Here is a 13518-nt window from a genome sequence, read left to right as displayed (position 1 = left end):
GACGCTACAAGAGCCTTATCGTCGGCAGCGTAAGATGTGTATAAGAGCCAGGGCCCGGCCGGGGTGCTGCCGGCGTGCGGGGTGCCGGCACGGGCGGGGGCGCCGGTTGCTCCGGTTGCGCCGGCTGCTCCGGCCTGAGGGCCTGCGGCGGGGTGCGGACCGGCGGCCGGGCGGGAACTGCCCGCGCGGGCTGCTGCGCCGCGGGGGGTTCCGGTGCGGGGGATTCCGGTGCGCGGGTCTCCGGTGCGCCGGTCTCTGGTGCGTCGGTGTCCGGCGTGGAGTCTTCCGGCGTGGAGTCTTCCGGTGTGTCGGTGTCCGGTCCGTCGGTGTCTGGTCCGTCGGTGTCCGGTGTGTCGGTGTCCGGTGTGTTGGTATCCGGCCCCTGGGCGGCCGACGGGTCCCCGCGTGGACCGAGCGGCCGGTGCGGGATGTCGCGCGGCCGGGGCGTTCCGTCGGCACCCCGGTCGTGCCGGTGGGGCGGCCGCCTTGCCCGCCGCGACGGATCGCGCCCACGGTCCGGACCCGCGGTGGGTGGTTGCGGACCGTCCGAGTCCGTGCCGGGCGTCTGCGCCGCCCCCGCCGTCGCCGCCGCCCGGGCTGCCGGCGCCGTGGTCGTCGGACCGGCCGCGAGCGCCGCACCGGGCGTCGCCGCGACGGCGAGCAGCGTGGCGATCGCACACCAGGGGAGCAGTCGGCCGACCCGGTATCGGCTCGGTCGGGTGCTGGTCATGCCGGTACCCCGTCCGGGGTCGACCCTGGCTGCTCGGTGCGGACGACCTCGCCGTTCTCGACGGCCACCTGCCGGGTGAGCCAGCGCTGCCTGCGGATGGTGAACAGGGCCTGCAGCTTGATCAAGGCCATGATCCACGAGACGACGACGTAGCCGGGGATGAAGAAGAACGAGGAGGGCCGGCGGCGCAGGTGGGGCAACAGCTTCGCCGACCGGCTGATCTGCCACCAGACCGCCAGGACACCGGCGAACACCCAGTTCCGGTTCACCAATGAGTGGATCATGAACGCCGGCCCGAACAGCAGGGTGAAGCTGCTGACGCCCTTGTCGACCATCGTGTAGGCGAGGAAGGGATGCCGCCACACCCAGCGCCGCGACAGCGCGCGCAGATCGGAACGCCAGGTGTTGCGCGCCCACCTGAGCCGCTGGCGGAAGAAGATCCGCCAGCGGGTGGGGAAGGTCGACCACACCTCGGCCGTCCGTTGCATGTACGTGAGATGGCCGCGTTCCAGGATGAGGGTCGTCAGGCGCTTGTCGTCGCCCGACAGGCACGGCACGCCCCAGAACGTCTCGTGCATGAACTCTTCCTCGACCTCGAGCAGCAGCGCGCGGCGGTAGATCGCCGTGCGTCCGGACAGGCACGACACCGCCTGGCCGAGCAGGCTCTGGCTGGCGTTCTCGTCGAAGTACCGGTGATCGAGGAACATGTCGGTGATGCGGGCCAGGAAGCCCGAGGCCTCGTAGACGTTCTGCCGGGTTCCGACGCCTCCGATCCGGGGGTCCGCGAACGGCTTGCACACCTCGTCCGCGACGTCCGGCGCCCAGACGGTGTCGGAGTCGACGAGGGCGACCAGTTCGGTGCCGGCCGCCCGCCATCCCCGGCGCAACGCGTCCCGTTTCCCCGGCACATCAGTGATCAGCACCCGTACCGGGTAACGGCCGGCGACCTCCTGGCAGTCCGCGTCGGAGACGTCGATGACCAGGATGACGTCGTCGACCCTGTTCGCCAGCCAGGACTCGATCGCGGCGGCGAATATCTCCGGATCCTCCTGGTACACCGGCACGACCACGGTGATCGGCAGGCGATGGTCGTTCATCACCGGCCGGTACAGCACCGCGGGAATCCGCCGTACCAGCCAGCATCCCCACCGGATCAGACCGAGCACGCCGAGAGGCGTGCCCAGCACGTAGTAGTAGAAAGGGAGGGTCATGCCGTCGTGATGCCGGATGCCGCTTTTCCGGCGGCTTCGACCTCCTGTTTGACCACGTTTTCGAGCCGTTCGTTCGTTTCGACCACGGCCTGCAGTAACGGCATGTCGACACCGATCGCGTCGGAGTATCCGAGGAAGCCGCGGGTGTCCTTGGGCAGGCACGCTCCGCCGTAGGGGGCGCCGCCGCGGATCCCGTACCGTGAATTGATCGATCCTTCGGCGGACTTCGCGACCGTCGCCGCGATCGGGTCGAGGTCGAGCCCGATCTCCCGCGCGACGAGCCACATCTCGTTCCAGAAGCTGATCTTCGTGGCGTTGAAGATGTTGTGCGCACATTTGACGAACTCGGCCTCGGCCGGATCGGAGAACGTGCGCATCTCGCCACCGAACGGTGCGAGCAGCGCGCGCAGCTGAGCCACGGCCTGCGGGTCCCGGCTGGCGATGACGGTCATCCACGGGTGGCTGAAGTCCTCCTCCGCGGAGACCGCGCGCAGGAACTCCGGGTTCGTGGCCAGGCGGAACCCGTCACCGGCGGTCATGCCGGAGTTCTCCTCCAGCACCGGCCGCACCAGTTCTTCGGTGGTGCCCGGCGCCACCGTCGACCGCACGACGACGGTGTGCCGTGCGCTCGACCCGGCGAGGGCTCGGCCGACGGCGGCGGACCCCGCCGCGAACGCTCCCAGGTCGTACCCCCGTCCCGCGTTCGGCGTGGGCAAGGTGAGGAAGATGAAGGAGTCGGGCTCGGAGGCCAGGTCCAGCTCCGTACGTGCGTCCAGGCCCTGGGCCCGGAGGTCGCACACCCGTGGCACCGAGATGTCGATGAAGGTCACTGTGTTTCCGGCGGCCCGGAAACCCATGCCTGTCGCTGTTCCGACGACGCCGGACCCAACGACGAATACCCTCGATGGCTGCATTCGCAAGCCTCTCTCGCTCGGCACCGCGATCGATCACTGAGGAGTGTGAGTCTGCAGACCGGATCAAAGGCGCGCACACCGGTGTCGGGTCGCGCCGGGCGCCGGTTTGATCGACTCGTGCGGCGCCTTGGCCAAGATTTTCCCAGCTCAAAGGTCTGGGTAGACGTCGCCCTTAGCGGAGCGCCGTTACTCGATGACGAACCGTGTATCAGTGGCCGCCGAGAATAGTGACCAACGCCATCCTCATCTTCGATCATCTCGCATTGCAATCATTTCATAGTGATAAGGTTTATGTGTCGGGCGACCGTTTGGATGCTGATTGTGGCCCCCTTTCGTCGCATTGATCTGCCCGGAGTGTTCCTCCCGCATTCGAGCGCGGCCGGCTCGCCGGGCGGGAAGAGATGATCTGTCCGGGATAACCCGGTCGGCGGCGAGATGTGCCGGACGTCCCCGCGCCGACCCGCCCCGGAACCGTCAGGCCGCCAGCCGCCGGGAGCGCCAGAGCAGCCACGCGAAGTACGGCGTGCCGATCAGCGACGTGAGCGCGCCCGCGGGCAGCTGGGCCGGCGCGATGACGGTGCGGCCGACGGCGTCGGCGAGCCCGACGAGCAGCGCGCCGAGCAGGGCGGCGACCGGGAGCACGCGGGCGTGCCGGGCCCCGACGAGGGCGCGTGCGGCGTGCGGGGCGACGAGCCCGACGAACGCGAGCACGCCGATCGCGGCGACGGCGGTGGCGGTGAGCAGTGCCGCGGCACCCAGCAGCAGCACCCGGGTCCGGGAGAGCCGGATGCCGAGCACCTGCGGGGTGTCGTCGTCGACGGCGAGGAGGTCGAGCTCGTGACGCCGCCCGGCGAACAGCGCGAGGACGAGCAGCAACGCACCGACCACGGGCAACACCTGCGGGAACGTGCGCCCATACGTCGAGCCGGCCAGCCAGGTGAGCGCCTTCGTCTCGTTGAACGGGTCGGTGGACACGATCATGACGGTGATGAGCGCCATGGCCCCGTAGGAGACCCCGACGCCGATCAGGACGAGCCGGTCGGACGCCATGCCGCCACGCACGGCGAGCCCGAACACGAGTGTGGCGGCGAGCAGCGCACCGAGCGCGGCGCTGCCGGCGAGCGTCCAGACCCCGACGGCCGGGACGGCCGTGATCACCACGACGGCTGCCACCCCCGCGCCGCCGCTGACGCCGAGGAGAGCGGGCTCGGCGAGCGGGTTGCGGCAGACCGCCTGCACGGCCGTGCCTGCCACCGCGAGCGCGGCTCCCGCGAACAGGGCGGCGACCACGCGCGGCACCCGCGTGTCCAGCACGAACGCGGTGATCGGGCCGGCGCGACCGGTGAACCAGTTGAGGACGTCGCCTGCGAGCAGCAGCGTGTCACCGAGCAGCAGGCCACCCGCGGCCACGACCGCGGTGGCGGCGAGTGTCACGGCGAGCACGACGAGGAAGCCCCGGCGGTCACGCAGCCGCCCCGAGTGCGCGGCGGCGACCTGCCGCACCGGGCCGGACTCACGGAACCGGCGGGCCACGGCCACCAGGACGACCGCACCGAAGAGGGTGGTCACCACCCCCGTCGGCACCTCGACGCCGCCCTGCCCGCCGAGCACGAGTCGCACGAGCACGTCGGCCGCGAGCACCACGCCGACCCCGGCCAGCGCGGACATGGGCAGCAGCACCCGGTGTCGGCGCAGCCTGGGCACGAGCGGCGCGACGAGCCGGAGCACGGCGGGCGCGCACAGGCCCACGAAGCCGACCGGGCCCGCCACCGTCACCGCGGAGGCGGAGAGCAGCACCGCGAGCACGGTCACGAGCACGCGGGTGCGGCGGACCGGGACGCCCAGCACCGCCGCGGTGTCGTCGCCGAGGCCGAGGACGTCGAGCCTGCGGCCGAGCCCGACGAGACCGGCGAGGGCGAGCAGCACGACCGGGCTCATCCGCGCCACCGCGTCGAGCCCGGTCTGCGCGAGCTGGCCGCTGCCCCAGGCGTAGAGCCCCGAGGTCTCCTGCGAGAACAGCAGCAGGAGCACCCTCGTGAGCGAGAAGAGCGCGAGTGCGACCGCGGACCCGGCCAGCACGAGCCGGGTCGGCCCCGTGCCGCCGCCCGACAGCGCGAAGACGAGCGCCGCGGCGGCTAGACCGCCGGCGAACGCGAGCAGTGCCGACAGCTCGACGGGCACGACCAGGCCGAACGCCGCGACGGCGACGACCGCGAAGTACGCGCCCGCGTCGACCCCGAGGGTGTCCGGCGAGGCGAGCGCGTTGCGGCTGACGGACTGCAGCACGGCGCCTGCCGCACCCAGCGCCGCCCCGACCACGACGGCGGCGAGCAGCCGGGGCACGCGCGAGGCGACCAGCACCGCGGCGGTCCCGTCGGTGCCCGATCCGGTGAGCAGCGCCAGCAACTGGCCGACCCCGACACCCGATGTGCCCTGGGTGAGGTGCACGGCGGCGAGCAGCAGCACCGCGCCGACCCCCAGCACGGCAGCGGCGGCGACGCGCGACGGCACCGCACACGGCGCCGGCCGCGGGTCGGCGAAGACCTCCGAGACCCCGGCCCTGCCCACCGTCTCAGCCGGCCAGTGCCGCGGTGACGGCGTCGACGTACTGCCTCATCGATGCCGGCCCGCCGAACATCCAGATCCCGTCCGGGAGCCGCGTGACGTTGCCGGCCTGCACGAACGGCAGCGACGCCCACACCGCGTTGCCCGCGAGCCCGTCGACGAAGGGGTCGGGGCCGTCGGCGTCGTTGGCGTAGTAGACGAACTCGACGTCCCCGAGCGTGGTCAGCCCCTCGACGTCGGTCGTGGCGAGGCCGTAGTCGGCGTCGCCGGTGAGTGGCCACGCGTTGACGAGGCCGAGCTCCTGCGACACCGACTCGACCAGCGATCCCTCGGTGAACGGGCGGATCGAGAGGCGCCCACCGTCGAGGTAGCCGTCGGCGAAGGCGAACCGGCGCCCGGCCAGCCCGGCTGCCGCCAGCCGCGCCGCGCCGTCGGTGAGTGCGGTGTCGAAGTCGGCGAGCACGCGCTGCGCAGCGGCCTGGGTGCCGGTGAGCGTGGCGACCAGCTCGACGTTGCGGCGCATCTGGCCGATGCTGTCGGAGGCGTCGGCCGGACGCACGAGCACCACGGGCGCGATCGCCTCCAGCTGCGTGACGGCGCCATCGGGCAGGTCGGTGGTGGCGAGGACGAGGTCGGGGCGCAGGGCGGCGATCGCCTCGACGCTCGGCTCACCCCGCACCCCGACGTCGGTGACATCGCCCGCCAGCGGTGCGGCCTTGACCCAGTTGGTGTACCCCTCGACGTCCGCGACACCGACCGGCGGCACGCCCAGCGAGACCAGGTGCTCGGCGACGTTCCACTCGAGCCCGACCGGCCTGGTCGCCGGACCGTCGAGGGTGACCTGCCGGCCACGTCCGTCGGTGACGGTGATGGGTGCGCTGTTGCCGGCGGTGGGTGCGGAGCCCGCGTCGTCCGGCGCCTCCGTGGTGCCGCAACCGGCGAGCGCCACGGCGACCAGGACGGTCACCGCCGCCCATGGACCGCGCCGCCAGGATCGTCTCATCTGGTCTCCTCCGCACTTCCCGCTGTCGCGGTTCCCTTCCTGCGCGTGCTGTGCCGGCCGACCGGCCGGATGCGCAGGGACTCCGTGACCGGGTCGTGGTCGACCGCGACCTCGATCCCGTAGGCCGCTGTGAGGATCTCGCCGGTGAGCACGGCCTCCGGTGGGCCGGCGGCGCGCACCCGCCCGTCGGCGAGCAGCGCGACCTCGTCGGCGACGGCAGCGGCGTGCTCCAGGTCGTGCAGCACCACGCCGACCGCCACCTGGTCGTCGTCGGCGAGATCGCGCATCAGTTCGAGCATCTCGACCTGGTAGCGCAGGTCGAGGTGGTTGGTCGGCTCGTCGAGCAGCAGGACGCCCGTGTCCTGGGCCAGGCAGCAGGCGAGCCAGACGCGCTGCAGCTGGCCGCCGGACAGCTCGTCGACGGGGCGGTCGCCGATGCCCGCCACGCGGGTCGCCTCCATCGCTCGCGCCACCACGGCCGGGCCGGCGACGTCCTCGCGGCCGAACCGGCCGCGGTAGGGGTGGCGGCCGAAGCCGACCACGTCGCGCACCGAGAGGCCGACCGGCACCGGCCGGCTCTGCGCGAGCAGCGTGACGCGGCGGGCGAACTCGCGGCGGGTCAGGGCGAGCGCATCCAGCGCTTCGGGATCGCGGTCGCCGCCGATCAGGATCTGCCCGCTCCGGGGCCGGTGCAGCCGCGCGAGGGCCCGCAGCAGGGTCGACTTGCCGCTGCCGTTCGGTCCCACCAGCGCCGTGACGAAGCCGGAGCGCAGCCGGACGCCGGCCCCGTGCACGACGTCGACGCCGTGGTAGCCGAGGTCGAGGCCGACGCCGTGCAGCTCGGTGGCCGGTCGGGGAGCGGGGAGCACGAACGGAGGATAGGCTACCTTTACTTGAGCGCAAGGGGGGCATTGATCAGGATGCGCACGATCAGTAGTGAGTCCGAGCTCCGCGAGTACGTGCGCGACCCCTCGGCCGCGATCGCGGCCAAGGCGATCGATCACATCGACGACGCGTCCGCGCGGTTCATCGCCGCCAGCCCGATGTTCATCCTCGCCACCAGCGGGGCCGACGGGTCGTGTGACGTCTCGCCGCGTGGCGACCCTGCCGGCAGCGTGCTCGTGCTCGACACCAGGACGCTCGTGTTCGGCGACCGCAAGGGCAACCGCCGCCTCGACAGCATGCGCAACATCCTCGGCAACCCCGCCGTGGGAATGCTCTTCATCGTGCCCGGGGTCGGCGACACGCTCCGGGTGAACGGCACCGCCCGGGTGGTCGCGGAAGCCCCCTACCTGCCCCGGCTGACGGTCGCCGGAGTCACCCCGGACCTCGCGATCGAGGTCACCGTCGACGAGCTGTTCCTGCACTGCACGAAGGCGTTCGCGCGGTCGGCGCTCTGGGATCCGGAGACGTGGCCCGCCGAGAGCGACGTGCCGTCGGCCGGGCAGATGGTGCGGAGCCAGCACGGCGTTCCGGCGCCGGCCCGGGTGATCGATGCGGCATTGCGCCACGACGCCCGCGTCAACCGATACTGAGCGGATGGACGATCACGGGGACGGCGCGCTCCTGCTGCGCTCGGCCCGGGTGGCGGGCCGGATCGTGGACATCACGATCGAGGCAGGCGTTGTCACCGCGCTCGGCCCGGAGCTGACCGCATCTCGTGGCGCCGAGGTGGTGCCGCTCGACGGGCGCAGTGTTCTGCCCGGCTTGTGGGACAACCACGTGCACTTCGACCAGTGGACGCTGGCGCGCCGCCGGCTCGATCTCGGCTCGGCGCGGTCGGCAGGCAAGGTCGTGGAGCTGGTGGCCCGGCGGATGCGCACCGACCCGCCGGAGCGTGACACCGCGCTCGTCGGCGTCGGCTTCCGGGACGCGCTCTGGCCCGACGCGCCGCATCGCGCCCTGCTCGACCCGGTGACCGGCGGGACTCCGGTCGTGCTCGTCTCCGCCGATCTCCACTGCTGCTGGCTGAACTCCGCCGCCGCGCGGACCTACGGGTGGGCCGCCCATCCAACCGGGGTGCTCCGGGAGACCGACTGGCACCCCATCATGGAGGACACCCGGAAGGTGCCGGCGCACCTGCTCGACGTCTGGGCGCGCGAGGCCGCGCAGGAGGCGGCGGCGCGGGGAGTGGTCGGCATCGTCGACTTCGAGGCGCCGTGGCAGCTCGACGCCTGGGCCGGTCGGGTCGCCCGCGGCTGTACCTCCCTGCGGGTCGTGTCGTCGGTGTGGCCGTCCCATCTCGATGAGGCGATCTCGCGCGGGCTGCGCACCGGCGACCCGATCCCCGGCACGGCCGGACTCCTCACCATGGGCCCGCTCAAGGTCGTGAGCGACGGGTCCCTCAACACCCGCACCGCCTACTGCCAGGACCCCTACCCGGGACTCGAGGGAACGGCGCACCCGTGCGGCGTCCTGCTCGTGGCGCCCGAGGATCTCGTGCCGCTGCTGCGCCGGGCCACTGCCGCCGGGATCGACGTCGCGGTGCACGCCATCGGCGACCGGGCCAACACCCTCGCGCTCGACGCGTTCGCCGCCAGCGGTGCCCGCGGCCGTATCGAGCACGCCCAGCTACTGTCCGAACCCGACGTGGCCCGGTTCGCCGAGCTCGGGGTCGTCGCGAGCGTGCAGCCCGAGCACGTCGTCGACGACCGCGACGTCGCCGACCGCTACTGGAAGGGGCGGACCGGCCGCGCCTTTCCCTACCGTTCGCTGCGGGACGCCGGGGCCGGGCTCGTGCTCGGGTCGGATGCCCCGGTGGCCCCGCTCGACCCGTGGGGCGCCATCGCCGCCGCCGTCCGTCGCAGCGCCGACGATCGGCCGAGCTGGCACCCCGAGCAGGAGATTCCCTTCGACGTCGCGCTCGCCGCGTCGAACGGGCCGGACGGACCGGTCGGCGTCGGCAGGCGGGCCGACCTGATCGTCACCGAGGACGACCCCGCAGAGCTGGATGCCTCGGCGCTGCGCACGTTGCCGGTGGTGGGGACGATGGTCGGCGGCCGCTGGACGCACCGGGCGGGCCTGGAGCCGCGGTGACCCGGCGGTACGTCCGGCCCTGACCGTCTCCGCCCGCCATGGTCATGAGCCGGACACCGGGGCAGCCCCTGCGTGAGCGGCGCGAGGGTCGTTGGCTGTGGATTCGATGGTGGCGCCCGGCGTGTAGAACATCTCGACGACGTCGTGCACCTCGACGTGCCGATGCCAGTGGCCCTTGGGCACGATGGCGAACTGACCGGCGGTGAGTGGCAGGCGATGGTGGTCGGTGTCGGTGAGGATCTCGACGGTGACGCTGCCGGAGAGAACCATCAGCAGCTCGTCGGTATCGGGGTGGAGCTCCCAGTCGGACTGGTCGAGCCGATCGCCGTAGTACATGCAGAACGCGGCGCCGTTGAACGACGCGAGCTCCCGGAAATCGAATGGCGAGAGGTTTCCGGCGAGGGCAACGGGGTCGTGGCTACGCATTGCCCGATGGTCGGGTGTCTGACGACCGTACGTCTTGTACGAATGTTCCGCGGTGAACCCGAGGCCAGGCTGTGGACGGCCGGCTGGGCGCCGACGGCCCTACGACAGCTCACCGAACCGTAGCGTCCGGCCTGCGCAGCGGGTCGCATCGTCCATTCTCCCGAGCCGGAGGGGCGGAACATTCGTCCAAGACGCCCTCGCGAACTGACGGCGACAGTGGGTCCATGAGTGCCACGGGGCTCGAGGAGCGAATCCGGGCGGTGGAAACGCGCGTCTCGGCCGCCTATGGGCTGTCGATGACGGAGCGCCTGATTTCGCTTGAGTACCCACCGGTTCAGTTGCGGGTTCAGGCCACGGGCGCGGGCCTGCCCGTGATCTACGTCAACGGGATCTCGGCTCCGGGCATGGGGTTCGCACCCCTCGTCGCCCAGCTACCCGGGCACCGTCACCTTCTGCTCGACCTGCCTGGGCACGGTCTCGCACCGCCCTACCGGTGGCAGGGCCGATCTCTCCGCGAGCTGGCGGTGCAGGTGCTGACGCGGACGGTGGACGAACTCGGACTCGAACGCGCGGCCGTCGTCGGCAGCTCACTGGGTGGCTTGTTCACGTTGTGGACGGCGATCGACGCACCGGCGCGCCTGTCGCGAGCCGTGATCGTCGGCGCGCCCGCGACAGCGCTGCCCGGAACCCGCGTGACCGCCTCGATGGCGGCGATGGCATCCCCGGTGCGGGGCAGGGTCGCGCAGCTGTCGATGCGGCTGCCGTCCCCGAGGTTCGTGGCCCGCGCCGCCCTTGCGGACGCGATCGGGACCGTGGCGGCGCAGTGCATGTCCGACGATCTCGTCGACCTCCACCGCCTTCCGCTCCGCCTGCGCGGGCAGGCCGCCTCGTACCGCGCGTTGCTGCGCCGCCTGCTGAACGGACCCACCCCGTGCCCCGAGAACGTCCTCACCGATGAGGAACTGGCGTCGATCACGACTCCGCTCCTTTTCGTCTGGGGCGAGCAGGAGAAGTTCTGCTCACCCGAGCTGGGCCGTCCGAGCGTGGCGAAGGTTCCTCGGGCACGGTTGGCGGTCGTGCCCGGCGGACACAACCCCTGGTTCGACGACGTCGCTCGGACCGCGACGCCGATCTGCGCGTTCCTCACCGCGCCGGAGGAATGAACTGCCCGGTCCAGGCTCGCCCTCACCGCGTGGCGGCCGCTCGACGAGTCAGGACGGGTTTCTCAGCCGGCCGTCGAGGGGAGGTTGCACGACTCGCGCGACACCAGGGCGCGGTCGCGGTGCTTGAAGATGCCGATCGTCTCCCGGGTGAACAGCGCCATCAGGATCGCGGCCAGCAACTGGAGGGCGGCGAGGAAGTACAGGCCGTAGTCGAAGCCTCGGACGCTGGAGAAACCCCCGCCGAAAGCGATCAGCACGCCCAGCAGGATGGGGGACAGGCCGCCGATGCCCTGACCGACCATCTGCAGCCCGTTGCCGATGGCGACCGCGCCCTTCTCGCTGGAGTCCGAGGACAGCGAGTACAGCACCGGGTAGATGGCGTTGGTGGCCATACCCAGGAACAGCTGCACGCCGATGAGCCAGCCGAGGCTGATGCCGGTCTGCTGCAGCAGGAGCACTGCCACGGTCAGCCACAGGAAGCAGATGATCAGCGTGTACTTGCGGCCGAGGCGGTCGGAGACCGTCCCCCAGAGGACCTGGCCGATGCCACCGGTGATGGTGAAGATCACGCTGTAGGCCGCGACCTGGGCGAAGTCGTAGTGCGCGACGAACGCGAGATACAGCGGAATCCAGAAGTTGATCCCGGTGTAGATCGCCAGTCCGAGGCCGGACGCTATCGCGCTGACCAGCACGTTCGGGTTGCGCAGCGCCCGGCGGACCGCTCCGGGCGCGGACCCGGCCCCGTCCTGGTCGGCCGCGCCGCCGGTGACCGGGACGGTGAGCCCGCGGGCGCGGGTGTCCGCGACGAAGGCGTCGAACCGGCCGCGGCTCGACGCCCACCAGTAGAAGATCAGGATCGGGATCGTGATCAGCGGCACGAACAGGAACACCAGCCGCCAGTTCTGGCTGCCGAAGCCGGCCAGGATGGCAGCCACCGCCCAGCCGCCGATCAGCGATCCCCACGGGAACGCCGTGTGGTGCAGGCCTTGGGCGAAGCCTCGCCGTTCCACCGGCCACCACTCCGCAACTGCGGTGACCTCGAGCGACTCACCGGTCCCGCTGAACGCGTTCTTGATCGCCTGCAGGGTGAACAGGCCGGCGAAGCTGTGGGTCAGGATGCCGATCCCGGTGAGCAGGGAGAACACCAGGTAGCCGAGAGCCACCGGCAGTTCGCGGAACTTCCGCGCCCAGCCGTGCCCACCCTTGTCGGACCAGACCGACAGGGGCAGGACCAGGACGGACTGGGCAAGGGTGAGGAACCCGGTGAACAGCCCGAGCTCGCCGGGGGTGACCCGAAATTCTTGAACGATGGATGGTTGGACCAAAAACACCAAGTTGCGCATGATGCCGTTCATGGCGTAAACGAGCCACAACGCGACGAGCACGAGCCAGGAGTATTTGAAACCGATTTTTGCGCGCCGACGTGAAGGCGCGATCTCGTCAAGTGCCATGCATGCAACCCCTATGTGACATGCCGCGGACAACCCCCCGGCGTCGAGCCGGGGTCGGAGCGTCGCTGCGACGTGAACTTCAAAATAAGCGCGGCGTTCCGCGGCTCGCAATCCCGTACCGCATGGCGAAACGTCCTCGGGAAAGGCGTGAACCGCCCGGCACGCTGCGTACTCGGAATTGCCGGATTTCTGCGTGTCTCAGCCGGCTTGGGTGGTGGGTCTCCTGCCGAGCCGGTGGCTCGCCCGATCGGCCACGGCGCGCACGACCCGGCTGAGTGTCTCCACCCCGGTGACGCGTAGGCGCAACTCGGGGAGCATCACCGACAGTGCGGCCACCGCTTCGCCGGACGGCTTGCGCACCGCCGCGCCGACCGCGCACACCCCCGGGCGGAGGTAGCTGTGGTTCACCGCGTAGCCGGCTTCGCGTGCCTCGACGAGGACCTTCCGCAGCGCTGACGGATCGGTGATCGTGTCAGGGGAGTGGCTGGTCAACGGGCCGGCCAGGTACTCGTCGCGCAGTTCGTCGTCCGCGGCCAGGATCGCCAGCCCACCGGCGACCGCGTGCGGCGGCCAGACCGTGCCGATCTGCGCGACGGTGACGACCGGATGGGTCGACGGGATCGAGTCCAGGCAGACCGCGAACCGGCCGGCCAGAACCGTCAGCAGGACCGTCTCCTGGGTTCTGGCGTGCAGATCCTCCACGGCCTCGCGCAGCTCATGGCGCAGGTCGATCTCGCTGGACGCCCGCGCGCCGGGGATCAGGCAGCGCGAGCCGAGCCGGTAGCGCGAGTCCTCCAGCTGTTCCAGATAGCCGTTCGCCTGGAGGGTGCGCGCCAGGCGGAACGCGGTGGCCTTCGAGGTGGTGAGCCGGGCGGCGAGCTCGGTGGCCCCCAGGGGCGGCCCTTCCGCGACGGCTTCGAGCATCCGGAGGGCGCGCTCAACGGACGACAGGCCCGCCTCGGTTGACGGTGGCACCCCGTCCAGGCTACTCGGGCCGGTAACGGTTGTGGTTAAGCTGC

The 13518-nt window shown here is 71.5% G+C and carries 11 protein-coding genes; 3 read left to right on the top strand and 8 right to left on the bottom strand.

What is annotated here, in order from left to right; genetic code table 11:
* Positions 1-726: 726 nt before the first annotated feature.
* The 5 genes from HF577_RS12100 to HF577_RS12080 form a co-directional block, all read right to left on the bottom strand.
* Complete coding sequence (locus HF577_RS12100) at positions 727-1941, bottom strand: glycosyltransferase (RefSeq protein ID WP_169395896.1); 1215 nt, start codon at positions 1939-1941, stop codon at positions 727-729.
* Positions 1938-2855 carry a UDP-glucose/GDP-mannose dehydrogenase family protein gene (locus tag HF577_RS12095; protein ID WP_169395895.1) on the bottom strand — a complete coding sequence of 306 codons (918 nt, stop codon included), beginning with the start codon at positions 2853-2855 and terminating at the stop codon, positions 1938-1940. Before HF577_RS12095 ends, HF577_RS12100 begins: the two co-directional genes overlap by 4 nt.
* Positions 2856-3329: 474 nt before the next feature.
* Complete coding sequence (locus HF577_RS12090) at positions 3330-5423, bottom strand: iron ABC transporter permease (RefSeq protein WP_169395894.1); 2094 nt, start codon at positions 5421-5423, stop codon at positions 3330-3332.
* A 4-nt stretch (positions 5424-5427) separates the two neighbouring features.
* A complete protein-coding gene (locus HF577_RS12085) occupies positions 5428-6423 on the bottom strand; it encodes an ABC transporter substrate-binding protein (RefSeq protein ID WP_169395893.1) in 996 nt (331 codons plus the stop codon).
* On the bottom strand, positions 6420-7292 hold the full coding sequence (locus HF577_RS12080) for an ABC transporter ATP-binding protein (protein WP_169395892.1): 873 nt from the start codon (positions 7290-7292) through the stop codon (positions 6420-6422). Before HF577_RS12080 ends, HF577_RS12085 begins: the two co-directional genes overlap by 4 nt.
* Positions 7293-7343: 51 nt before the next feature.
* On the opposite strand from HF577_RS12080, the gene HF577_RS12075 reads away from it, so the two are divergent.
* Entirely contained in the window at positions 7344-7958 is a 615-nt protein-coding gene (locus HF577_RS12075; protein WP_169395891.1) for an MSMEG_1061 family FMN-dependent PPOX-type flavoprotein, read from the top strand.
* 4 nt (positions 7959-7962) lie between these two features.
* Positions 7963-9459: an amidohydrolase gene (locus HF577_RS12070; RefSeq protein ID WP_169395890.1), complete on the top strand. Its 1497-nt coding sequence runs from the start codon at positions 7963-7965 to the stop codon at positions 9457-9459.
* 42 nt (positions 9460-9501) lie between these two features.
* Here the strand turns inward: HF577_RS12070 and HF577_RS12065 are convergent, their stop codons facing one another.
* A complete protein-coding gene (locus HF577_RS12065) occupies positions 9502-9885 on the bottom strand; it encodes a cupin domain-containing protein (RefSeq protein ID WP_169395889.1) in 384 nt (127 codons plus the stop codon).
* 224 nt (positions 9886-10109) lie between these two features.
* Between HF577_RS12065 and HF577_RS12060 the strand changes: the two genes are divergently transcribed.
* The gene (locus tag HF577_RS12060) at positions 10110-11048 is read left to right on the top strand and encodes an alpha/beta fold hydrolase (protein WP_169395888.1); all 939 of its coding nucleotides are present in this window, start codon (positions 10110-10112) and stop codon (positions 11046-11048) included.
* Positions 11049-11110: 62 nt separating this feature from the next.
* On the opposite strand, the gene HF577_RS12055 is transcribed toward HF577_RS12060, so the two are convergent.
* The gene (locus HF577_RS12055) at positions 11111-12499 is read right to left on the bottom strand and encodes an MFS transporter (RefSeq protein WP_169395887.1); all 1389 of its coding nucleotides are present in this window, start codon (positions 12497-12499) and stop codon (positions 11111-11113) included.
* A 198-nt stretch (positions 12500-12697) separates the two neighbouring features.
* Positions 12698-13474 (bottom strand): IclR family transcriptional regulator, encoded by a 777-nt coding sequence (locus HF577_RS12050; RefSeq protein WP_169395886.1) that lies wholly within the window; start codon positions 13472-13474, stop codon positions 12698-12700.
* Positions 13475-13518 lie beyond the last annotated feature (44 nt).

The sequence above is a fragment of the Pseudonocardia xinjiangensis genome, from assembly GCF_012911925.1.
GTDB classification, from domain to species: domain Bacteria; phylum Actinomycetota; class Actinomycetes; order Mycobacteriales; family Pseudonocardiaceae; genus Pseudonocardia; species Pseudonocardia xinjiangensis.
The sequence above is the reverse complement of the archived record's forward strand: the minus strand, read 5'-3'. Positions and strand labels throughout refer to the sequence as shown.

Excerpts from the sequence above, each read along its gene's own strand:
- HF577_RS12100 (WP_169395896.1), bottom strand. The coding sequence starts at position 1,941 with ATGACCCTCCCTTTCTACTACTACGTGCTGGGCACGCCTCTCGGCGTG.
- HF577_RS12095 (WP_169395895.1), bottom strand. The coding sequence starts at position 2,855 with ATGCAGCCATCGAGGGTATTCGTCGTTGGGTCCGGCGTCGTCGGAACA.
- HF577_RS12085 (WP_169395893.1), bottom strand. The coding sequence starts at position 6,423 with ATGAGACGATCCTGGCGGCGCGGTCCATGGGCGGCGGTGACCGTCCTG.
- HF577_RS12075 (WP_169395891.1), top strand. The coding sequence starts at position 7,344 with ATGCGCACGATCAGTAGTGAGTCCGAGCTCCGCGAGTACGTGCGCGAC.
- HF577_RS12070 (WP_169395890.1), top strand. The coding sequence starts at position 7,963 with ATGGACGATCACGGGGACGGCGCGCTCCTGCTGCGCTCGGCCCGGGTG.
- HF577_RS12065 (WP_169395889.1), bottom strand. The coding sequence starts at position 9,885 with ATGCGTAGCCACGACCCCGTTGCCCTCGCCGGAAACCTCTCGCCATTC.
- HF577_RS12060 (WP_169395888.1), top strand. The coding sequence starts at position 10,110 with ATGAGTGCCACGGGGCTCGAGGAGCGAATCCGGGCGGTGGAAACGCGC.
- HF577_RS12055 (WP_169395887.1), bottom strand. The coding sequence starts at position 12,499 with ATGGCACTTGACGAGATCGCGCCTTCACGTCGGCGCGCAAAAATCGGT.